9 protein-coding genes are annotated in these 23,925 nt (G+C 66.3%); 2 read left to right on the forward strand and 7 right to left on the reverse strand.

The genetic code is table 11. The annotated features are described in order from the left end of the window. Window positions 1-178: 178 nt before the first annotated feature. The 7 genes from VZQ01_RS25865 to VZQ01_RS25895 all read right to left on the reverse strand — a co-directional run bounded on the left by VZQ01_RS25865 (window position 179) and on the right by VZQ01_RS25895 (window position 20,720). Window positions 179-7,051 (reverse strand): RHS repeat-associated core domain-containing protein, encoded by a 6,873-nt coding sequence (locus VZQ01_RS25865; RefSeq protein WP_426744950.1) that lies wholly within the window; start codon window positions 7,049-7,051, stop codon window positions 179-181. Window positions 7,052-7,115: 64 nt separating this feature from the next. Then, complete coding sequence (locus VZQ01_RS25870; RefSeq protein WP_426744951.1) at window positions 7,116-8,591, reverse strand: putative metal-binding motif-containing protein; 1,476 nt, start codon at window positions 8,589-8,591, stop codon at window positions 7,116-7,118. A 516-nt stretch (window positions 8,592-9,107) separates the two neighbouring features. After that, window positions 9,108-9,842 (reverse strand): SAM-dependent methyltransferase, encoded by a 735-nt coding sequence (locus VZQ01_RS25875; protein ID WP_426744952.1) that lies wholly within the window; start codon window positions 9,840-9,842, stop codon window positions 9,108-9,110. A gap of 189 nt (window positions 9,843-10,031) precedes the next feature. Beyond that, on the reverse strand, window positions 10,032-10,217 hold the full coding sequence (locus tag VZQ01_RS25880; RefSeq protein ID WP_223782609.1) for a hypothetical protein: 186 nt from the start codon (window positions 10,215-10,217) through the stop codon (window positions 10,032-10,034). A gap of 7 nt (window positions 10,218-10,224) precedes the next feature. After that, window positions 10,225-17,268: an RHS repeat-associated core domain-containing protein gene (locus tag VZQ01_RS25885; RefSeq protein WP_426744953.1), complete on the reverse strand. Its 7,044-nt coding sequence runs from the start codon at window positions 17,266-17,268 to the stop codon at window positions 10,225-10,227. Window positions 17,269-17,299: 31 nt separating this feature from the next. After that, window positions 17,300-18,754: a putative metal-binding motif-containing protein gene (locus VZQ01_RS25890; protein WP_426744954.1), complete on the reverse strand. Its 1,455-nt coding sequence runs from the start codon at window positions 18,752-18,754 to the stop codon at window positions 17,300-17,302. A 487-nt stretch (window positions 18,755-19,241) separates the two neighbouring features. After that, window positions 19,242-20,720, reverse strand: coding sequence for an amino acid permease (locus VZQ01_RS25895; RefSeq protein WP_426744955.1), 1,479 nt, complete (start codon window positions 20,718-20,720; stop codon window positions 19,242-19,244). A 364-nt stretch (window positions 20,721-21,084) separates the two neighbouring features. Here VZQ01_RS25895 and VZQ01_RS25900 point away from each other — a divergent pair, with 364 nt between their 5' ends. Together VZQ01_RS25900 and VZQ01_RS25905 are read left to right on the forward strand one after the other, a co-directional pair. Then, window positions 21,085-22,242 (forward strand): DUF6183 family protein, encoded by a 1,158-nt coding sequence (locus VZQ01_RS25900; RefSeq protein WP_426744956.1) that lies wholly within the window; start codon window positions 21,085-21,087, stop codon window positions 22,240-22,242. A gap of 96 nt (window positions 22,243-22,338) precedes the next feature. Next, window positions 22,339-23,925, forward strand: a complete 1,587-nt coding sequence (locus VZQ01_RS25905) for an IS1182 family transposase (RefSeq protein ID WP_408891322.1) — start codon at window positions 22,339-22,341, stop codon at window positions 23,923-23,925.

Here is a 23,925-nt window from a genome sequence, read left to right on the forward strand (position 1 = left end):
GGCATCTTCCTCGTTGTGTAGGTTGAAGACAGTGCCTTTGCCATGCTCTTGCTCAAGGAGTCTGCGCGCCTCGTGCAGACTGGTCGCCAAGACGGTCACTCGCTGGCCGGGGCGAGTGGGATCTTGAGTCCAGATGATAGCCTTGTACTCCCTCAAGTTCTTATTGTTCATATTGTGTCTATCTGTATGGCTTCAGGCAGATGTCGCTATGGCAGAATGCCCCGATGACGGTGCCTGCTTTTTGAAGTACGTCGGAAATTCCTTCGGGTGTCATCCTTGATACGTCATAGAAGTGTACTTCTGCATAATCGCCAAATTCTTCGATGTCCTGTACTAGAAAGCGGGCCTCTGCAGAAATGGTGCCATTGAGTTCGCCATGTGCTCCGGTGAGTATGTGCACATCGCCCTTGTAAAGACCACTGTTCACGTACGTCGCGAAGTCTTCCTGACGGATCACACCGGAGGATGTCCAAACTTCTCCACCCGCCGCATTCTTCGACATGGAGAAGAATCCACGACCGTTGCTCATGCTTCGCGACCGGACGACACCTCCGACCTTCTCCATCAACCTGCGCGCACTTGAGACAGGGGTTCTGAGCGCGGCCGCAACGCTCCCTCCTGATTCGAGGGCTCCCAGAATGCTCGCGCCAGCGGCGAGTGTGTAGAAGGCCGTCTTCCCCGCACCGAGGACGCAGCGGCCTGCTTCTCCGTTGCCGCAGGCTGACTCTGTTTCGAGATAACTCTCACCCGCTGAAACGAATGGGATGAACTCGTTGACGGCGAGGCTTGCCGCTGCGAGTTTGCTGACAGGGGCGTACCTGTCATATGCCGTCGACGCGTTGAGCACGCTGTCGAGTTGACTGCGCACCATCCCTGTTGCTGCCCGACAGCCGAGATGCGGACCGCAGGGATTGTTTTCAAGACCGGCGTTCAGACGTGAGGAGGCCTCTGTGAGGAGCGACGTCAGTGCAGACTTCGACGAGCCGGAGCTCTGTCCGATGTCATTCGTGTGATGAGCATCGGGCTGGGTCTTGGCGTCGTCGAGCGACTCGACGCTGGGTACCTTGAAGTCTGTGTTGGGCAGGAACAGCGACGGGCCAGGCATGGCCAGATGCCGCTCCAGTGAGCTCCTGATGAGGCTCTGGTTTGACAGCGGCGCCCCCGTCCATCCAGGGCCCCAACTGCTGACCAAACTCCCTCCGTAGGGCGTGAAGCCACTCGGGTCCGTGTATCGGAGGGGGTTGTTGAGGACGTACGAGTATGCGTTGTAGGCCTGAGCGGAGCCCGGCTCGGCGATGACCGGGTCCACGCTGAGGAACTTCATCATCCGCGGGTCGTAGATGCGCCCGCGCATGTTGATGAGGCCCAGTTCGTCATCCTGCTCGTGTCCCGTGTAGCCCTGGCGCGCGCCCGTGTGGCTCGTCGTGGAAGCCTGCGCGAGGTTCGTCGCCTGTCGCCTTCCGCCGAAGGGCTCGTACTTGATGCGTTCGAGCACCGTGCCGAAGGCATCCGTCACCGTGTCGGGGCTGCCCTGCGGGTCGTTGAGGAAGTAACGCGTGGACTCTGACGTCGAGCCCTCCTGCCACGACAGCTCGGCGACGACACCCTCGGGGCTGGGGATGCTGACGATGTGGGTGACCGTCGAGCCCTGCTTGCGGCGCTGGTAGAGGCCTCCGACGTAGAGGGTCTCCTCCTGTCGATCATCGGAGTGCTTGCGGACACGGGTGCCGGAGGCGTCGTAGTCGAAGCGGACGGTGCCGCTCGACGAGGTGATGCTCTCGGGCAGGTTGGAGGGTGCGTACTGCACGGAGCGCACCAGTGCGCCTTGGGCATCACGCATCGCGAGCTGGTTGCCGCGGTGGTCGTACTCGTAGGTGAAGGACTCGGCGCCCAACTGGGCCTGCTTGACGGCGTGAGGACCACCCGACGTACCGCCGGTGTACTGGAAGCTCGCGGAGGGCTCCCAGCCGGAGACAGGCGAGCGGCTGAGCATGTTGCCGAGCTTGTCGTACTGGAACTGGACGTCGAGCGTCTGGCAGTCCTGCTGGACCTTCCAGCGCTCGAGCCGGTCCAGCGCGTCGTAGGTGTACTTCTGCGTGACGCCGACCATGAGGTCGTGGCGCGCCGCGAGGTTGTCGTTGTAGGTGTAGTCGTAAGCGAGGCTCTGGATCTTGTTTCCGTTGTGGCGAGCCTCCTGGAAGCGCAGGCGTCCCTGGCTGTCATACTGGAAACCCCTTGCAACGCCATTGCCGTAGTGGGCTGTCTTGAGCCGACCCATGCTGTCTCTCGCGTACGCTCGCCAGTAGACTGCAAGTGGGCGCGTCGTGTCGGTCGAGTAGATGGTCGCGAGACTCCCTTGGTTCGTGAAGGAGTACCCCACTGTGAACGGCACTCCATCTCGCGCGACAGGGTAGGTGAGCCGATTCACTCGCCCGAAGTCGTCGTATTCGCGACTCATCACCAGCGTGTCGCCGCCCACTCGCAGCGCAGTGTCCGTCTCGCGCCCGAAGAGGTCGTACACATGGTCCCTGATGACGACTCCATCGGGGTTGCCAGAAGGCGTGCGGGTCGCACGCGACAGTCGTCGCATCGCGCCCGGACCCCTGTCGTAGACGTAGTCCAAACGCTCCTTCTCGTTGGTCGCCGAGAGGACGCGCCCCAGGAGATCTCGCTGATACGTGGTCGTCAGCCGGCTTGTCGTCCCTGCGGGAGCATCAGACTGACTCTTGAGCTCGCCAAAGGCGTTGTAGAGGAACAGCCTTGTCCCCGCGCCGGGGTCGACTGATCGTTCCACGCGCCCAGACGCATCGTAGAAGTGGGAACTCCGGTTCCCAGCGGGGTCATCAAGGTGCTCCAGGCGACCGAAGGGGCCGTAGGTGTAGGTCATGGTTGCTTCCAGGGCCGTTCCAGGCGCCTCGGTCGCCCGAGTCAGCAGCCCACGGAAGTCGACGAGCGTCCGCTTCATCTGCCCGGCCGCATCGATTGAGACGGCTTGCGAAGTGTAGGGGGTCGTCGATGCGTACAGGAGTGTTTCGACGAGCATGCCGCGAGGCCCTGTGGCCGAGTCGCCGATGCGGCGCGCCGTGACTCGTCCAAGCGGGTCGTACTCGAATGCCTCCCAGGTCGGCATCTCCGTCGTCAGTCGAGGGGCTTCCTGCTTCACCACGCGACCCAGGTCGTCATATTCGGTGGTGGAGAGCACGGTCTGTCCATCGAATCGCAGCGCACGGTGCGATACCGGGCGGCCGAGGACGTCGAACGACGTCGTGGCCTCAGTCACTCCTGCCGCGCCGGTATTCGTGCTTGCCTGGACGCGGAGCTGGGGCGTCGAGCCCTGCCACTCGTAGAAGCTGCGCACGATGGACTTGTCCGCCGGAGCGGTCGATGGCCCCTGATAGAGTGGCGTCGCGATTCGCTCGCGGCCGAAGCCATCGTATTGAATGCGCATGTGGACCCCGTTGGGGTCTTCCGTCTGCGCAAGAACGCCGAGACCCGGATGGAAGAGGTAGCGCCAGGTGGCGCCCTCTGCGTCCGTGGTCGTCGCAAGTTGTGTCTGATCCAGGTCGTCGTAGCTCACCGACTCCGTGCGCACTTCCCCGCTGCCATGCAGGGACACCTGCACGACGAGCCCCTTGTCGTTTCGTGCGAAGACCGCCTTGAGATATGTCTCCGAGGTCGTCGGCGTCACCGCCTCTCCTGCGAGGGACGGTGCTGTCTCGGTGCTCTCCAGTTGCCCCCGGGTGCCGTACGTCATCCGCTTCGTGTGGACATTGGTCGCGGCGGGCTGTCCCTGGCACCCAAGCTCCACGCTTCGAGGGCACGACATCCATGAGGTCGTGGCGGTCCAGACCCCGGTGGGCACCCAGTTCGCGGAGTCGAAGTCGCCAGGTTCAATGCTCGTCCGAACCTGTTCGGTCTTGTCGGCCCCGTGGATGAGCGATGTCTGAGAGATGGGGGTGCCCTTGTCGTCGAGCTCGAGCAGACTCTCTTTCTCGGACACCACGGTCGTCGAGGTACCCTTGACCTCTCGTACCGTTTCCACGAATCGCCGTGCGTACTGCTGGTAGCCGGGGGCATAGCCTTGCGGCGTCCTTGCATACGTCCAGTTCCGCTGGGTCCGCAGCGCGGTGTTGGCGTCCACCTGGACTTCGATCACCTCCTCGCGCGGGAGGTGCGCTTGGAGCGCGGAGGCCCTCCGGTTCGGGCCCTCCACCATGGAGATGTTGTCGAAGCTCGTGGTCGTCCGGGCGCCCGTCACCTCGTCAATGACGATTCGTTGACCGAAGCCGAGCCACCCCAATCCTCGAGTGTCGGAGAGGCCATCTCGATAGAGGTAACGCCATCTGTTCACCCGGCGCTCGTTGACGTTGAGTACCATGCTGGAGACGACGCGCATCGACTCAGGTGCGAGGCGGAGCCAGGGCTTCTGGGCATCCTCGATGTAGGAACTCGAGTAGAACGGCTCGATAGGAGGAGCACTGCCGAGAGGGTTTTTCTGTGACAGGGGGGTATAGGTGAAGGAGTAGCTGGCGTCTTGATTGAACCTGACGGCCTTGAGGACATCCGTCGCGTGGCTCCGCAGTGCGACGCGAAGGTCGTTTCCCTGCCTGTAGGTGAAGTCCAGCAGGCCATCGTTGTTCACGTCGACGACCTGGGCCCATTCGAGGTTGTCTCCGCTGGGGACGGAGGTCAGTTGTTCGAAACGGGTGAAGTCTCCCTTCGGGCCAGCCAGCCACAGTTTGACAGGGGTGTTTCGCTTGAAGATGGCCAGGTCGATGCGCCCGTCACCGTCGAAGTCACCGTGTTCCGTCTTGGCTCCATCCAGCAGGGTAGCAAGGTCGCTGGAGAGCACGGTTCTCTGGACGGGGTTGAACCCGCTCCCAGAGTTGAGTTGGACCCAAAGCTCTGGCGCTGTATCGGTCACGTACATGTCGCCAAGCGTGACGGCATCACTCAGTCCATCTCCATTGACGTCAATGAAGTCAAACGTGAAGGCTCGCGTGGAGCCGAAGTATGGAGGCCGCTGTGGTGGTTCTTTGATTCTGGTCTTGATGACCTTCATTTCAGCTACGTTCGGATTGGTATCGGAAAACTCCGAGTAGGAGAGCGCATCGAGAAGGCCACCTCCGTTGAGTCCGACGCCGAGGAGGCTCATCTTTCCGCTGCCATCGAGATCTACGGCACGGACGCCGAAGCGAGAAGGTAAGAAGAATCCGGGAGAAGTCAGCTTGGTGGTGCGTTTGGTCGCGGGGAAGACTTCGATGCTCTTCAGGGGCGAGGGAAGCCAATCCTCGTGTCGTCCCATCCAGACTCGGTCGTTTCTCACGTCCCCGTCGACGTCGAGCCAGTATTGAGAGTTTGGCTCTGAACCGGCGATCTCCGTGGCTGCTGATTCTTTGTGGACATAGCCGTACATGGGCGTGGGAGGATGGTTTGGTTTGTTTTTTGGAACCTCCCAAAAACACGAGAGGGCCGTCACGGAAGACTTTCCGAAGCCATCCCAGTCCGTCACTACGGGAAAGAGATCTCTCTCGTGTCTCTTGCCGCAATAGTCGCCATCTCCTCCATCCTCGAAGATGACGCTGCCTTCGATATTGAACCAGGGGTACCAGAGCGCTGCGCCAACGGAGTCAGATGCTTCGAGCATGGGAGACGCTGCATCCGGGAATCGAAGAACCCGCATGATGTCTCGCCAATTCTCTTTTGTGTAGTCCGTGAGAGGGTTTTCCTCTGACGGATAGTGGAGATCCAACTTCTGGATTCGCTCGGAGCGGACGAAGTATGCGACACCTCGACGTCCGGCTCCCAAGCCAAAGGAGTTGAGACCCGCTCCTGCCGCGGCATCGCTGACATTCGTGGCAGGAGGAGTCTTGAACTCCCACGAGCCTTGCTCCCATTCGAAGTGCAAAGGCGGCTTGCAGATGCTGCTGCCATCGCACTCGCGCAGTGTCGTCAGGAGACTGCGCTTGCTGACAGTTCCTTCGGTGTAGTCAAAGTCGTAGTAACGCAGCAGGACCGTCGAGAGAGAGGCTGCCCCAGGTGCCAGCCCCGGCCCCTTCATGTTGATTCGCGAGAGCCTGAAGTCACGGCCAACCTGAACGCCGCTCAGGTATCCCGAGAAGGCATCTGCCCGCTCTTCATATTCGAAGGTGACCTCTCGGTGCCCTGGCTCGATGACGCCGGACGCGTTGCGAAGCTGGGTGTAGACGATTCGAGTGGGGCGATGCCAGAGACCCGTGTTCGCTCCAGCGGGAGCTTGCGCATAGAAGATCTCCATGCGGTTCCCAAATGGGTCTTCGACAGAGGAAAGGGCCCAGGCGATGGCGGCCGCCTGCTCGAGACGAAGGATGGCATCGTTTCTCGCCCCTGTGCCGCGACCATAGGTTCGGACGAGCCCATCCTTCCCTCGAACTTCGAACGTGTCTGGATCGATGGGACTGTTGCCCGGGGGGATGCGAATGGATGAGTAGGTGTCCTGCTCGGTCTTGAAGTGGTTCTGCCCGGAGGGGGCGGGTACGAGCCTCATCCCATCCAGACAGTAGGCCCTCGAGTAATGGTTGATCTCCGGGATATAGACCGTGAGGCTCAGTTCGACAGGGTGGAGCTTTCCATCTCTCGCAAAAGAATTGGGGCAGCGTGTGATCTGCGACAGCCCCGCGAGGTTGAAGCCCGGGCCAAGAATGCCGTCGCTTCCCTGGCTGTCGTAGACGATGGAGAGAGAAGGTTGGATTCCCGCGCGACCGGGAGGAACCCAGAGGGGGATGGACACCGCGGCTGAGCCGCTGGCCGTGACGTCCGCCGAGAACGGGATGGCCCCTGGCGTCGACTGCCCCGCCGGCCCCGTGGCGAGAATCGTGTCCTGCCTCAGTTCAAAGGGTATGCTCTGGGCCGCACCCAGCGCCTTGGTGAGTTGCGTGCTGTGCTCTACCTCCTGGTCCCGAGGACTGGATGGCGCGCAGCTGACGAGCTGGGCTCCATAGACAAAGAGCATGACGTGCGTCGCGATGAACCGGCGCAACGAGGAATGATGAACGGGTTTTTCTGGGCTCATGATGGCAATACACTCCGAGCAGGGCGGAGGGCTTCCGCCTGTGGATGCAGTCAGTGGACTCGTGTTACTGGCACCGCGACTGTTCGCAGACGCCTGCTTCGTCGATGCTCGCGTTGCAGTTGTTGTCGACGCCGTCACAGACTTCCGCGGCGCCCGGGCTCACGTTGGACCGGCTGTCATCACAGTCTCCGCCGGCGCGAGCCGTGCGCTCAGGCTGGCGGCACGCTCGTGTGCTCATCCAGGTGGCTCCATAGCCGTCTTGATCCTGGTCCGCGTAGAAGTCGAGCCAGGCGTTCGGGTTGGTGGAGTCGTCCGCCAGGCCATTGCAGTCTTCGTCGATGCCGTTGGCGCAGACTTCCGGAGCAGGGGTTCCGGGAACGCACGTGCCGTAGTCTCCCCACTCGCAGACCTCTCGAGGAGGCTTCCCATCACGGCCCGGTTCCATCCAGCAGGCCGTGGTGCACGCGGGGACACTTCGCGCGCAAGCCCCTACGCCACAGGTCTTCGGAGGGACGTCGTCCACCTGGCCATTGCAGTTGTTGTCGATCTGGTCGCAGATCTCCTCGGAGGGAGGCAGGGGCGTGCAGGACTGCTCGACTCCATTGCGACATGCCGGGACGCTGTTCGCGCATGCACCGACGCCGCAGGTCTTCTGGGCCGAGGGATGAACCGCGGCGTTCTTGTCGTTGCAGTCCAGGCTGTTCAGGGACGCCCCAGGAGGGACGCTGCAACCACTTCCGATGGGGGCACTTGTTGCACCGAATCCGTCGCCATCCTCATCGCGGTAGAACGTCAGTTGCACGCCCTCGTCCGTCATCCCATTGCAGTTGTCGTCGACCCCATTGCAGACCTCTGCGGGCTTGGGGGTGCCGGGGACGCAGAAGTTGGATCTCCAGGTGCAGACCTCGACGGGCGGCTTCCCGTCATGGCGCTCTTCCAGTTCGCAGATATTGGCGCACGCGGGCACCGTGCGCTGGCAGGTGCCAACACCGCAGGTGACCGGAGGGAGGTCATCCACCTGGCCATTGCAGTTGTTGTCGAGCTGGTCGCAGACCTCCTCGGTGGGAAGCCGGGGCGTACAGACCTGCTCGACTCCATTGATGCAGGCCTGGATGCTGGTCGCGCAGGCTCCGATGCCACAGGACTTCACGACGCCCGGCTTGACGGCGGACGAGGTGTCATTGCAGTCGGTCGCGTCCGTCACGTAGCCGGAGGGCTGGCCACATGAGTCCTTCCAGGTCGCCGGCGATCCGAAGCCATCGCCATCCGCATCGCGGTAGTATCTCCGCCACTGCCAGATGGAGGCGTTGTTGTCGTTGCAGTCGCTGTTGTTGCTGACCCAGCCGGGCTGGGCACAGGCTGCCTTCCCGACGCCCGCGCCCTTCCCGTCTCCGTCCGCGTCACGGTAGAGGGTGAGAATCAGTCCTTCGTCGATGAGCCCGTCACAGTCGTTGTCGACGCCGTCACAGACCTCCGGAGTGCATTCGGGGTCGGGGTCGGGGAACGGCTCGCAACCGTTGCAGGCCATGGGGGCAGCCATGGGGCCCGCGTCAGCCTGGGACATCGGCAGCGTGGGCTCCGAGGCGAGGACCGGTGGTGTGACGAGAAGGACGAGGAGTGCCGTGAGATGCAATGCCTGGAGCGCAAGGCGGGGTGGCGGGCGACGCGCTTGAGTCATGGTGAGCCTTCGGTCGAGCGACGAGGGTCTCGCGATGCCCTGGCTTGCGTCGGGATGGCCGTGTTCGGCCGTGCCGTCCAAGTGGACTCGCGTGGTCCGCTGTTGTGCAACGGACGCGCCGGAGACCTTCCTCGACGGAGGGCTGCGCGGGGCTCGGCACGAGTCCGCAACACGGGACTCGAGTCCAACGCCGATGATGCACAGCTAGAAGCTTGCTGCTGGAGGGGACCAGGAAGTGGGTCGATCCAGCCTCTACTCAGGCGATCGAACTCTCACTCTGGAATGGGTGCGCCCTGGGCGGGCCCGTGCGCCAGTGCGGCGTCCGGGCCCCGAGAGCGTCAAGCGCGTGGCTCCTTCATCAGGTCCACCGCACGGGACTCAGCCCTGGGACGCAGTCCTGGACTGGGTGAGGAACACCTTGAACTGGAGCGAGACGAAGAGCGGCTTGGGCGTCGTGAAGCCCGCCTGCTCGAGCATTCCGGCCAGGACCGCGTCGGACTCGATGGGCGTCACCTTGGCGTCGAAGAGCTTGCGACGATGGTCCAGCTCCTCCTTGGGGATTCCATGGGCCCGCAGGCGGCGGAACTCCACATCCGTCAGCACCGGGTCCTTTCCGACGCGGCAGCCGATGACCAGGGGCGCTCCGGGCTTGAGCCGACGAGCCACCTCGCGCAGCAGCTCCAGGCGGGCCGCGTCCCCCTCGACATGGTGCAGGATGCCCATCATCTGCGCGCCGTCGAACGGAGGGCCCTCCGGAAGGCTCTTCAGCTCCCCCACGTGGATGTGCGTGCGAGAGAGCAACCCCTCGGTCTCCAGGCGTTTCCGGGCCACGTCGAGCATGGCTGAGGAAGGGTCGATGCCCGTGAAGCGCCAACCCGGGACATCGAAGCGCAGGTAGGGCACCAGCTCCATCCCCGTGCCCAGGCCCACGGCGAGCAGAGAAGCGTCCTGCAGGCTGTCGAGTCGGGACGTCATCGCGCTGGCCACCAGCTCGTACATCGCCTGGACGCCCGCGAGGCTGAGCGCGGCCTGGGCATCGTAATGAGCGGCGCGGTCCGCGCCGAAGCCTGGAACGATGTGGTGGACGGAATGTGCGGAGTGGTCGTGGGCCATGACGTGTCCTCGAAAGTCGGATGAGTCTTTCGAAGATGCGCGCCGCGCCGCCAGACCGGTAGAGCGCGGATTCAGGCCACATCGGCGGATTGTCGGGCCTGCGCCCCTCCCACGAAGAAGGGCCCGCGACCCGTGAGTCGCGAGCCCTTCCTCAACTACCTCGAACTGGCGCCTGCTGCGCCAGCCCGGTCAGCGAATCGTGTTCGCTTCCTCTTCGTTGTGCAGGTCGTGGACGGTGCCCTTGCCATGCTTCTCCTCCAACATGTCGAAGGCCTCTTCGGGGTCCGTCGCCATCACGCTCACTCGCAGGCCCGGCCGAGTGAGGTCCCGAGTCCAGATGAACCCTTTGTACTCTTTCAACTTCTTCTGGGTCATGTCGTGCCTACCTGAAGGGCGCGAGGCAGCGGTCACTGTAGCAGAAGGCTCCGAAGATGCTCCCCTCGCTTCGGAGGATGTTCGTGATCTCCTCGGGCGACAGCTTGTTGATGTCGTGGACGGTCACGTTGGGCGCGTTTCGCCAGCGAAGCCTGTCTTCCTTGTGGAGTCTCATGTCCTGAAGCAGCCTGCCATTCGCCTGCCCATGGGTTCCTGAGAGAATCTGCACATTGCCCTTGAGGCGGGCTTCATCCACGAGGTGCGCGAAGTCCATCTGGATGATCTCCCCGTTGGAGGTCCAGACCTCTCCGCCCGCCGCGTTCTTGCTCATGGAGAAGGTGCCACGAGGTGGGAGCGTTCGACCCCTGAGCGAGCGGGTCACCTGGTTCATCGCGCTGCGCGCGCTCGAGACCGGAGCCTTGAGGACCCCTGCCACACCAGCGCCCGATTCGATGAGGGACAAGAGGCTGGCGCCAGAGGCCAGCGTGTAGAACGTGGTCTTGCCCGCGCCCACGGCGCAACCGCCCGCGTCTCCCTTGCTACAGGCCGACTTGGTCTCGAGATAGCTCTCACCCGCGGACACGAACGGGATGAACTCGTTGATGGCGAAGCTGGCCGCCGCGAGCTTGCTGACCGGCGCATAGCGGTCATAGAGCGTCGACGCATTGAGCATGCTCTCGAGCTGCGACCTCGTCATCGCCCGGCTCAGATGGCAGCCCACCATCGGACCGCACGGGACCTTGTCGGCGACCGCGTTGAACGTGCTCGACGCCGTCGTGAGCAGGGACGTCAACCCGGACCTGGACGACCCCGAGCTCTGTCCGATGTCGTTCGTGTGACGCGCATCGGGCTGGGTCCTCGTGTCATCCAGCGACTGGATGCTGGGCACCTTGAAGTCGACGCTGGGCAGGTACAGGGACGGGCCCGGCATGGACAGGTGGCGCTCCAGTGCGCCCATGATGCGGCTCTGGTGCGACTGCGGCGCTCCCGTCCAGCCACCCCCCCAACTGCTGACCAGCTCCCCGCCATACGGCGTGAAGCCGCTGGGGTCGGTGTAGCGCAGGGGGTTGTTGAGGACGTACGAGTACGCGTTGTAGGCCTGAGCGGAGCCCGGCTCGGCGATGACCGGGTCCACGCTGAGGAACTTCATCACCCGCGGGTCGTAGATGCGCCCGCGCATGTTGATGAGCCCCAGCTCATCGTCCTGCTCGTGCCCGGTGAACCCCCGGCGCGCGCCGGAGTGGTTCGTCGCGGAGGCCTGCGCCAGGTTCGTCGCCTGACGCTTGCCGCCGAAGGGCTCGTACTTGATGCGCTCGAGCACCGCGCCCGAGGCATCCGTCACCGTGTCGGGGCTGCCCTGCGGGTCGTTGAGGAAGTAGCGCGTGGACTCCGACGTCGAGCCCTCCTGCCACGACAGCTCGGCGACGACGCCCTCGGGGCTGGGGATGCTGACGATGTGGGTGACCGTCGAGCCCTGCTTGCGGCGCTGGTAGAGGCCACCGACGTAGACGGTCTCATCATCTTGCCCGTTGTCGGCGTACTTGCGGACGCGGGTGCCGGAGGCGTCGTAGTCGAAGCGGACGGTGCTGCTCGGCGCCGTGCTGCTCGACGAGGTGATGCTCTCGGGCAGGTTGGCCGGGGTGTATTGCACCGAGCGCACCAGCGCGCCCTGGGCATCGCGCATCGCGAGCTGGTTGCCGCGGTGGTCATACTCGTAGGTGAAGGACTCGGCGCCCAGCTGCGCCTGCTTGACGGCGTGGGGGCCGCCCGAGCTGCCGCCGGTGTACTGGAGGCTCGCGGAGGGCTCCCAGCCGGAGACAGGCGAGCGGCTGAGCAGGTTACCGACCGGGTCGTACTGGAACTGCACGTCGAGCGTCTGGCAGTTCTGCTGGACCTTCCAGCGCTCGAGCCGGTCCAGCGCGTCGTAGGTGTACTTCTGCGTGACGCCGACCATGAGGTCGTGGCGCGCGGAGAGGTTGTCGTTGGCCGTGTACTCGTAGGCCAGGCGCTGGACGTCGGTGAGGTGCTTCTTGGCCTCGGTGAAGCGCAGCCGTCCCTGCGTGTCGTAGCGGAAGACGCGCGAGACACCGTTGCCGTAGTGGGCCGTCTTGAGCCGGCCCATGCTGTCGCGCTCGTAGGCCCGCCAGTAGGTCGTGATGCTGTTGGAGCGGTAGACGCTCGAGAGCTCCCCCCGGTCGGTGTACGAGTAGTTGATCGAGAAGGGCTGACCGTTGAGCTGCGCCGGATAGGTGAGGCGACCGACGCGACCGTAGTCGTCGTACTCACGACCCAGGCTGCGCGTGGTGCCGGCCACCTTCTGGGAGAGGCCCGTCTCCCGGCCGTACACGTCGTAGAGATAGGCGGTGTCGACGGCCTCCACCGAGGTCCCCACGGGCGTGCGGCTCGCGCGGGTCAGCCGCCCCTTTCCTCCCGGCCCCTCGTCGTACCAGTACTGGAGGGATTCCTTCGGATTGGTCGCCGTGAGGACTCGGCCGAGCAAGTCCCGCTCGTACGTGGTGGTGATGCGGCCGGCCGCTCCCTCCGGCGCGTCGGAGTGGCTCTTGAGTTCACCGAAGGCGTTGTAGACGAACAGCCGCGTCCCGGAGTTGGGGTCGACCGTGCGCTCCAGCCGCCCCACGGCGTCATAGAAGCGCGAGCTGCGATGGTTGGCCGGGTCATCCGTGTGCTCCAGTCGGCCGAATGGGCCGTAGGAGTACTTCATGGTGGCGGCCTTCACCGTGCCCCAAGCCTCGGTCGCTTCGACCATCAGCCCGCGGAAGTCGGTGAGCGACTTCTTCACCTGTCCGAGCGCATCCGTCGACGTCGCCTGGGCCGAGTAGGGCTGGGGCGCCGAGTAGGCGATGCCCTCGAGGAGCCTCCCGTTGGGTCCCGTGCTCCCATCCGCGAAGCGGCGCGCTGTGACGCGGCCGAGCGCGTCGTACTCGTGCAGCTCCCACGTGGGCGGCTCGGTGCTGGTCCTGGGCAGCTCCGTCTTCACCACGCGCCCGAGCACGTCGTAGGTGAGCGTGGTGGTCACCGGCTGACCATCGAAGCGCGGGGACTGGGTCGTCACCGGTCGGCCCATCGTGTCGAACCGGATGACGGTCTCGTCGAACACGCCGTTGCCCGTGGCGACCCGCGTCCGGTGCTGCGGCAGAGTGCCGTTCCACTCGTAGAACGTCTCGACGACGGACCTGTTCGCCGGCGCCGCCGAGGGGCCCTGGTACAGCGGCGTCACGATGCGCTGGCGGCCGAAGCCGTCGTACTGCAGGCGCACGTGGGCGTCGTTCGGGTCCTTCGTCTGGGCGAGCACGCCCAGGCCCGGATGGAAGAGATACCTCCAGGTGAGCCCTTCCGCGTCCGTGGTGCTCGCCAACTGGGTCTGGTCGACGCCGTCGTACGTCACCGTCTCGGAGCGGGTGACGCCGTTCGCGCCCTGCTGGGAGACCTGCTCGACCAGTCCCTTGGCGTTCCGCGCGAAGGTGGTCTTCAGATAGGTCTCGGACGTCGTCGCCGTCGAGGACTCGTTGACGAGCGACGGCTCGTTCTCGGTGGACGACACCTGTCCCTGGGCGTCGTGGGTCACCTTCATCGTCCGGACGTTGGCGGCAGCGGGTTGACCCGCGCAGCCCGGGCTGTTCGGGAGCAGTCTGTCGCAGGACATCCACGAGGTCGTGATGGTCCAGGTGCCTCGGGGCAGCCAGGTGGCGGCGTCGAAGTCCGGCGTCGTGACGACCTGCTCCTGCTCGGTCGTCAAGGCGCCGTGGGTGAGCACGGTCCGCGACACCGGCGTGCCGTAGGCATCCAGCGTGGTGAGCGTCTCCTTCTCGGACACGGGCGTCACCGCGCCGCCCCGGCGCTCGCTGACGGTCTCCGAGATGCGCGTGGCGTACTGCTGATAGGTCGCGGCATACGGCTGCGCCACCGTGCGCGCGTACGTCCACTGGCGCTTCGTCTCGAGCCGGGTGTTGGCGTCGAGCGGGACTTCGGTCAGCTCCTCCACCGGGAGGTGGGCCAGCGGCGCGATGGCCTTGCGCTCGGTGCCCTCCTTCGCGGAGACGTTGTCGTAGGTCGTCGTGGTGCGAGCACCCGTCACCTCGTCGATGACGATGCGCTGGCCGAAGCCCTTCCAGCCCAGGCCTCGCGTATCGGAGAGCCCGGTGCGGTACAGGTGCCGCCAGCTCTGGATGCGCTGCTCGTTGGAGTTGACGGACAGGCGCGAGACGACGCGCATCGACTCCGGCGCTAGGCGCAGCCACGGGGTCGTGGTCGTCTCCGTGTAGTTTCGCAGGTAGAAGGGCTCGCTCGGTGTGACGGCGCCGTGCGGGTTGGCCTGGGAGAGCGGCGCGTACTCGAACGAGTAGCTCAGGCCGGAGTAGCCCTGGTACGTGGCGAGCTGCACGTTGCCGTGCACCCGCTTGAGTTCGTCCACCGGCTTCTGGCGCCGGGCGATGCGCAGCTCGTTGCCCACGCGATAGGTGAGGTCCAAGAGGCCGTCGTTGTTGACGTCGATGACCTGCGACCAGTCCTTGCTGTCGCCGCTGGAAGGAATCGACAGGTTCAACAGCTGGGTGAACTCACCCCGCGGGCCCGCCAGCAGCACCTGGACGGGATGGCCCGGACGGAAGACCGCCAGGTCCACGCGACCGTCCCCGTCGAAGTCGCCGTGCTCGGTCTTCGCGCCCAGGAGCGCGGTCTTGAAGCTCTCCGGGAGCTCCGTCTCACGCATCTCCGTGAAGCCCTTGCCCGTGTTGAACTGGACCCGGAGCTTGAGCTGGGAGTCGGTCGCCTGCAGTTGTCCCAGCGTCACTGCGTCCTGGAGGCCGTCGCCGTTGACGTCGATGAAGTCGAAGGTGAAGGCGTAGAGGCTCGGGAAGAAGAACGGCAGGCCGGGCGGCCGGCGCAGCGTGGTCGGCACGATGTTCAGCTGGCCCGCGGTGGTGCTGCCCGAGGTCACCTCCCGGAAGCTGACCGCATCCAGGAAGCTGCTCGCGTCCGGGTGCGAGCCCAGGCCCACCAGGCTCAGCTTGCCGGTGCCGTCCAGGTCCGCCACGCGCACACCCGCGCGCGTGCTCTGGCCGTAGAGCGCCGGTGACATGGTGTTCGCCCGGGGGGCTTGCACCATGGGCGGACGCAGGGTGGAGGGGACGGGCTGGGTGATGACGACCCGCCGCACGATTTGGCTGTTCGGGTTGCTCGTATCCTCGAGGTCGACCTGGTGCCGGCCCACCCAGACGCGCTCGTTGCGCCGGTCGCCATCCACGTCCAGCCAGTACTGGGGATTCAGCTCGGAGCCGACCCAGTGGATTTCATTGACCGCACGCGAGACCTGATGCGCATAGGCGGGCGTGAGGTAGGGGCTGCCCGGGAACTTGTTCCAGGCACACGAGAGGCCCACCACCGAGGAGCGGCCCGAGCCATCCCAGTCCGTGACCAGGGGGAAGAGGTTGCGCTCCGAGCGATTGCCGCAGAAGCGGTTGGAGTCTCCGCCGCCGAAGGGACCGCCATCCGCGTCGAGATAGGGATACCAGAGGACCAGGCCGCTGACGTCCGACGGGTCGAGCGTGGTGGAGGCGGCGTCCGGGTACTGCAACAGCCGCATCCGGTCCTCCCAGTTCTGGATGGTGACGTCCGTGACGTACTCGGGGGGGCCCAGGTCGCGCTCCTGCATGAGGACGGAGCCGGTGAAGTACGCGAGGCCCTGACGGCCCGCGCCCAGCCCGAAGGCGCTGAGCCCCGCGCCCGCCTTCGCGTTGCTCACGTTGACCGTGGGCAGGTAGTCGAAGTCCCAGGAGCCCTGCTCCCAGTCGAAGCGGACGGGCGTCTTGCAGACGTCGGCGCCATCGCACTCGCGCAGCTCCGTCAGCAGGCTGCGCTGGCTGACGGTGCCCTGGTAGTACTTGAGCTTGTACGAGCGCAGCGGGACCTTGGAGAGCGTGCTCGCGCCGGGCGCCAGGCCCGGGCCCTTCATGTTGATGCGTGACAGCCGGAAGTCGCGTCCGACCTTCACCCCGGAGAGGTATCCGGTGAAGGTGTCCGGCCGGGACTCGTACTCGAAGGTGACCTCGCGCTGGCCCTCCTCGACGGTGACCTGCGTCGAGCCGGTCTCCGGGTTGACGACTTCGCGGCGGAAGCCGGTGTAGGTGATGCGCGACGGGCGGTGCCAGGCGACGGACGAGGCGTCGGTGGCGGGGGCCTGGTCGTAATGCACATCCATCCGGTTGCCGAACCGGTCCCGGACGGAGGCGAGCGCCCAGGTGAGGGTCACCGCCTGGTTGTCCTCCGACGCGATGGTGTTGTTGGCGCCGCGGATGGGCGTCGAGTGGAAGCCCCGGACGAGCGCGTCGTCCCGCTGCACCCCGGAGACGGTGGTCGTCCTGCCGTAGGTCCGGATGAGCCCGTCGCGCCCCCGCACCTCGAAGGTCAATGCCTCCAGGTGGTTGCCGCCGGTGATGGTGATGGCGGTGGAGGGGTCCGCCTCCGTCGTGAACCTGTCCCAGGTGGAGCCCACCAGCCGCGAGCCATCCAGACAGTAGACACGGGTGTAGTCCTGGACTCCTCCGGAGAGCATCCAGTGACGCGTGTCCGCGGCCAGGAGCTTCCCGTCGCGCGCGAACGAGTTGGGGCAGAGCGTGATTTGCGACAGGCCCGCCAGGTTGAAGCCCGGGCCGAGCAGGCCGTCACTGCCCTGGCTGTCGTAGACGATGGAGAGCGAGGGCTGGATGCCCGCGCGTCCCGGTGGAACCCAGAGCGGAATGGCGACGTTGGCCGAGCCGCCCGGCGACACGTCCGCGGTGAACGGGGTGATGCCCGGGGCCTCGGGGGTGGCGGAGGTGGTGGGGAGGATGGTGTCGGAGCGCAGCTCGAACGGGACGTTGTCGAGCGCGGCCCGGGCCCGCGCGACTTCGCCGGCGCCGCCAGGCTCGTCGGAGGGTGAGCCCGCTGGCACGCAGCCACTCAACAGCTGCGTGCCATAGAAGAACAGCATCGCGTTCGCCGCGAAGCGCTTGAGGCGCCCCGGGGGACGCGGAGGTCGTGAGTCGTGTCTCATTGGGGAAGGACCGTGATGAGTCGGAAGGGGGTTACTGGCAGAGGGACTGGTCGCAGACATTTCCTTCGTCCAGCGTCCCCGAGCAGTTGTTGTCGATGCCGTCGCAGACCTCGGCGGCGCCTGGCTTCATGTCGGCGCGGGTGTCGTCGCAATCCCCGCCCGTGCGGACCGTGCCCATGGGCTGGTAGCAGGCCCGCGTCGAGTTCCAATCCGCGCCGTAACCGTCATGATCCTGGTCCGGATAGAAGGTCAGCCACGCGGCGCTGTTGCTCGAGTCATCGGCGATGCCGTTGCAGTCCTCGTCGATGTCGTTCGCGCACACCTCCGCGGAGGGCGCGCCGGGCGTGCACAGGCCGTACTCGCCCCACTCGCAGACCTCCTTGGGCGGCTTGTCGGGCTGGGTCTCCACCATCTCGCAGAGCTCACCGCAGGCCGGGGCGGTGCGACGGCACGCGCCCGTGCCGCAGGCGATGGTGATGTCGTCCACCGCGCCGTTGCAGTCGTTGTCCGCCTTGTCGCAAATCTCGACGCCGGGGGGACGCGGGGTGCAGGTCTGCTCGACGCCGTTGACGCAGGCCTGGACGCTGACGCGGCACTCGCCCACGCCACACTGCTTCACGGCGCCGGGCTTCACGTTGAAGTCGTGGTCGTTGCAGTCCGAGGCATTGGGCGCGGCTCCGCCCGGGACGGTGCAGGCCATGCCGATGGGCGCGCCCGCGCCGTACCCGTCACCGTCGTTGTCGCGGTAGTAGGTCGTCATGACACCGTCGTCGATGGTGCCGTTGCAGTTGTCGTCGATGTTGTTGCAGGTCTCGGCCCTGGCCGGGCCCGGGGTGCAGCTGTTCGCCATCCACTCGCAGACCTCGACGGGCGGCTTGTTGGGGTTCGTCTCCACCAGCTCGCAGACGTCGGCGCAGGCGGCCACCGTGCGCTGGCAGTAGCCCGTGCCACAGGTGATGGGCGGCAGGTCGTCCGCCACGCCGTTGCAGTTGTTGTCCAGCTTGTCGCAAACCTCGGCGGTCGCGGGCTTGGGGACGCAGGCCTGCTCCACGCCGTTGACGCAGGCCTGGACCGTGCGCGCGCACTCGCCGACGCCGCAGGACTTGATGACCCCCGGCTTCACGCCAGCGTTGGCGTCGTTGCAGTCCGTGGCGTCCGCGACGTAGCCCGCGGGGATGCCACAGGAGTCCTGCCACTGGTTGGGATTGCCGTAGCCATCTCCATCCGCGTCCCGGTAGAAGCGGCCGGCCTGCCAGACGGACGCGTTGGAGTCGTTGCAGTCCGTGTTGTTGGTGACCCAGCCGTAGTCGACGCAGCCCTGGACCGCGGCGCCCGCGCCCTTCCCGTCACCGTCCGCGTCGCGGTAGACGGTGCGCTTGACGCCCTCGTCAATCTGCCCGTCGCAGTCGTTGTCGACGCCGTCGCAGATCTCCGGGTCGCAGATGGGCTCGGGCTCGCAGTCGGGACAGCCCGGGGGCGGCAGCATCTGCGCTCCCGACTTCGCGCTGGGGCTCGAGGTGGAGCTGGAGGGCGTGCTCGCCGGGGCCGCGAGGACCAGGCTGGAGGCAAGCAATGGGAGTAATGCCAAGACATACGAAGGGAGTCGCCACACACGCGTGTGGGACCCAGGTGGTCGTTTCATGAGGTGCTTTCGTGGTGAACGAGCGGGGCGCTCGCGAGGCGCGAACGGGCGGCCATGGCGCACTGCTCGCCGTCAGACGGTGAATCCTGGCGAGTGTGCACGCGTGGGCCCGGTGCTGCGTGGACGCGCGCTTCCCTCATAAAAGAGGAATCACTCAAAAATCAAGCAGGCCACCCCATACCCAGAGAGCGCGCTCGGCCAGGAATTGCAGAGGGGCCGGGTATACGTATCGACGAATTGTCTTGGGTTGCCGGGGCTGAAAATCAGCCCGCTTTCCACGTGCTACGTCGGGATTCTTCCGGACATTGGAGCTGCAATCGGTGCATGCCGCTCAGGGCTCGGGTTTCGCGGGGGTCGGCCGGCCGGTCCGGGAGCCCGAGCCGGCTCCAGGATGCGAGGCCCTGGGGGGAGGCTGGCGCCAGCCGGGCTTGCGCAGGGCGTAGAACACGAAGGGCACGGCGGCCAGGGAGAGGACGAGCCCAGCCAGCCGCGCCACGTAGGCCGCGGCGTTCTGCACGCCCAGCTGCTTGGGGGGCACGAAGCCGACGAGGAAGGCGAGGACACAGGCCACCAGTCCGACTCCCGCGAGCACGGGCAGCATGGGCGCCCGGTAGCCCCGCGGCAGGTCAGGCTGCGTGCGGCGCAGGCGCAGCGCGGCGAGGAACAGCAGCCCATACATGGGGATGTAGAGCTGCGTCGTCATCGCGTCGAGCGCCCAGTAGACCTGGTTGACATCCCGGGCGAAGAAGAACAGCAGCGCCAGCAGGGCCACCAGCACCGCCTGCGTGGCGAGCAGGCCCGTGGGCGTGCCGTGTGTGTTGGTGCGCTGGAAGAAAGGTGGGAGCAAGCCCTTGCGCCCCACGAGCAGCAGGCTGTGATTGGGGCCGAGTATCCACGTGAGCACCGTGCCCAGCGTGGCCACCAGGAACAGCACGGCGATGAGCGGCGCCACGCGCCTCATCCCGAACGTGGACAGGTAGGTCTCGAATGCCTGGATGAGCCCCGCGCTCAGGTCCACACGGGTGCGCGGCACCGCCACCGCGACGCCCAGCGTGGCGAACACGAAGATGCTGGTGGCGAGCAGCGCCATCACCACCATCGCCTTCGGATAACCGTGCCGCGCGTCGCGCATCTCCCGCACGTGCACCGCGCTCACCTCCACGCCGCCGAAGGCCAGGAAGTTGCCCACCACCAGCACGAGCCCGCCGATGCCGGACCACGGCGGCACCCAGTCGCGCGCGCCCAGCGGGGCCGCCGAGCCGTGCCCACCGACGAGATAGACCACCGCCAGCACCGACAGCAGCGCCGTGGGCAGGACGATGCCCAGAAGCACGCTCCACACCGAGAACAGCGAGGCGTGTCTCACGCCGTGCATCGCCACCGCCGCGCACAGCCCGAAGCCCACCATCACGAAGGCGCCGTTGAACGGTCCGCTGCGCGCGAGGTCCGGCGACACCACGAAGGCCAGGTTCCCCGCCGCGAACGACAGGAGCAGCGGATAGAAGATGACGTTCTGCACCCACTGCTGCCACGCCGCGCAGAACGCCCACTTCTCCCCGAAGGCCTCGTGCACCCACGTGAAGACGCCGCCCGGCCAGGTGCTGCCCAGCTCCGCCGCGACGAAGGCCGCGGGCAGCAGGAAGACCAGCGCCGGGATGAGGTACAGCACCACCGAGCCCAGGCCGTACTCGGACATCGCCGCCACGTTCGTCAGGTTGATGACCGCCGAGGCCGACAGGAGTCCCATCGCGGGCCAGCGCATGCCGTGGCCCGGTTGCTTCGTGGACAGATGGGGGGACGGCCCTGACATGGTGGCGCTCCTCTTGGCCCAGGGAGTTCCCAACGCCACCTCGCCCCGTCAAGGTGCGCCCCGGTGGGGAACGTGCTCGAGCGGAAGCGCCGCGGCCGAGATGTGGGGTTTCGCGTGCTCGCCCGAGCCCCGCGTCCCGGGCGACAGAGCTGGGGACGGCTGGAGTGACGCAGCGACGGCGCGTTTGGGGTTGTCGGGCCGTAAATCCAGTCAGGCTTCAACGACTCCTTGCCACGAGTTCGTGCTGCCCCTGGGATACGTTTCAGGAGGGCGCCGTGGGACAGGAGCTCGGTGTTTCGAGGCAGAGAGCAGGGTGCCATCGGCCCCCGGTTCCCTTGTACGCTCGCATTCCATGAGTTCGACGGTGAGCGCGTTCCTCGACGACATCTCCACCCGCGACGGACTGAAGGCGGCGCGGGCGCGAATCGACCAGTTGGGAGAAGCGCGGGCCTACCCGGCGCTGGTGGCGGTCGCGGCGGAGTTGGAGGCGCGGCTGGCCTCGACGCCCGCGGAGGGCCGGGAGCGGCTGCACGCCCTCTCGGACCACCTGGAGGAGGTGCTGGCCAAGGGCCAGGACGTGGACAGCGCCCTGACCCTCCTGGAGGTCGCCCGTCAGCCGCGTGACGCGCGCTACCAGGGACGTCTCTCCGCCGCGCGACGGGAGCAGGAGCTGGCGGCGCTGCTGGGGACCCATCGCAACGCGGCGAGCTTCGTGGAGCTCTGCTCCCACCGGCAAGGCCCCGAGGACCTGCTGGAGCTGTTCGCGTGTGGCGTCCACGAGTTCGTGCTGCGCGGCGCGGACCTGTCCTCGGTGCCCGGGGTCCTGGCGCTCCAGGAGGAGCTGTCGCGACGCGGTCATCCGCTGGCGGCGCTGCCGCTCCAGCGTCGACGCTGGGAGTCCTCGTTCGGGCGCATCATGGGGATGGAGGAGCTCGACCCGTACGACACGCTCGGGGAGCGGCTGTCCTCGGCGTCACGGGAGGACGAAGAGGACGAGTACACCGCGCCCGACATCCGGCTGGCGACGCAGGACGAGCCCGTGCCTCCGGGGCTCGCGGCCGTCCTGGTCGCGGAGGACGGGGAGGGGACTCACGAGGTCATCGAGCAGCGGGTGCTCAAGCTGCGTCCCGCGCTGCCCAAGGCGCCCTCGGACACGATGACCTCGCTGCTCATCGACCTGGGCCTGCCGCTCATGAAGGACGCGGCCTTCGTGGTGTGCGAGCGGGACACGCTGTCGCGCGTGTCCGACTTCTTCTTCTCCCGGGTGGCGTCCCGCGCTCGTGGGTGGCTGGGCGCGGCGTATGGACGTCTGGCGTTGTGGCGCACGCTCGAGGCGCTCGGTGGCATCGAGGTCTCCTGGTCCAGCGATGCCCCCGAGAAGCGCTGGAACGCCTGCACCTGGTACCAGTTCAAGGGCTCCTGGCAGGACGCGCGTCCCCCTGTCATGGGGGTCGTCTGTCTTCGCCCCGGTGGGACATCGCTCGCGCTCGTCGCGGTCCACGAGCGGGCGTCATACTTCTAGAGCGCCGATCAGGTTATGGCGAGGGAGCAGGCAAGCGGTAGGGGATCGACTCGGGCTGTGGTCGCGTGATCAGGTCGCCACCTTCGGAGGTGGCGCATGGAACGCTGGAAGCCGGCTGTGGAGCAGAGCGCACGGGAGCAGCGCCTGCTGAAGCTGGCGGGGAAGAGCAGGAAGCTTTTCGTCTTCCTGCGCGAGCATCGGCACGAGTTGTTCGACGAGGCCTTTCAGGACGAGCTCGAAGCGATGTACCGACAGACGGGCCAGGGACAAGAGCCGCAGCCGCCCGCGATGATGTGCATGGCGCTGTTGGTGCAGGCCTACACGCAGGCATCGGACGCCGAAGCCGTGTGCCTGTCGGGCACTGACAGCCGGTGGCGGATGGTGTTGGACCGACTCGGCGCGGACGAGGACGAGCCCGCCTTCTCCCAGGGCGGGCTGCAGCAATTCAGGGAGCGACTCATCGCGACCGAGATGGACCGCCGGCTGCTGGAGCGCACCGTTGAGGTGGCGAAGCGGACGAAGGGCTTCGACCCGAAGAAGACGCCGAAGACGCTGCGCGTGGGGGTGGACAGCCGCCCTCTGGAAGGGGCCGGGCGGGTTGAGGACACCATCAACCTGCTCGGCCACGCAGGCCGCAAGGTGGCCGAGGGCATGGCGCTCGCGCTCGGCACCGACGTCGAGGAGGTGTGTCAGCAGGCGAATGCGCCGTTGCTGATGGCCAGCAGCATCAAGGCCGGCCTCGACATCGATTGGAGCGCGCCCGACGCGAAGCTCGACGCACTCAATCGCCTGTGCCGACAGCTCGACCGTCTCATGGCCTGGGTGGCGAAGCAGTCGAAGTCGTGCGTCGCGGCTCCACTGACGCGCTACATCGAAGCGCTCGCGCAGGTGAAGGCGCAGGACCTTGAGCCGCGTCCCGAGGGCGGAGTGCAGATTCGGCAGGGCGTGGCGGCCGACCGTCGCATCTCAATCGAGGACCCGGACATGCGCCACGGGCGCAAGAGCAAGAGCAAGCGCTTCAATGGCTACAAGCAGCACGTCGGCACCGACCTCGACACGGAGCTCGTGGTGGCCTGCGCCGTGACGCCGGCCAACCGACCCGAAGAGGAGGCGACGGGGGCCCTGCAGGAAGACATGGCCCACCAGGAGCTCTTCCCCGACGTCCTGCTCATCGACAGGGCGTACCTCAACAGCCCCATGACCGAAGACGTGCTGGCCAGCGGCGGCGACGTCGTCTGCCGGCCGTGGCGTGGAGCCAGCGCGAAGCCCGGACTCTTCGGCAAGCGCGACTTCAAAGTGAACATCCGCGACGGCACCATTACGTGTCCTGCTGGCGAGGTGGAGCCCTTCGAGCCCGGCGCCGTCGTGCACTTCGACCCGGAAGCCTGCGGACCGTGCAAGCTGCGCCCGAGTTGTACCCAGGCGGCGTCCGGCAAGGGGCGCAGCGTCACGATGGGCGACGACGAGCGGCTCCAGAAGCGCCTTCGCTCACGTCTGCAGTCGCGCGCAGGCCGTGCACAACTCCGCGAGCGTGTCGGTGTCGAGCATCGCCTGGCACATCTCGCCAACCGCCAGGGCCCGAAGGCCCGTTATCGAGGCACGCGCCGCAACCTCTTTGACCTCAGGCGACTCGCGGCCGTCCAAAACCTTGAGGTCGCCGCTCGCTACCAGCGCGCGGCGTGA

This window comes from Myxococcus faecalis (genome assembly GCF_050039385.1).
GTDB classification, from domain to species: domain Bacteria; phylum Myxococcota; class Myxococcia; order Myxococcales; family Myxococcaceae; genus Myxococcus; species Myxococcus fulvus.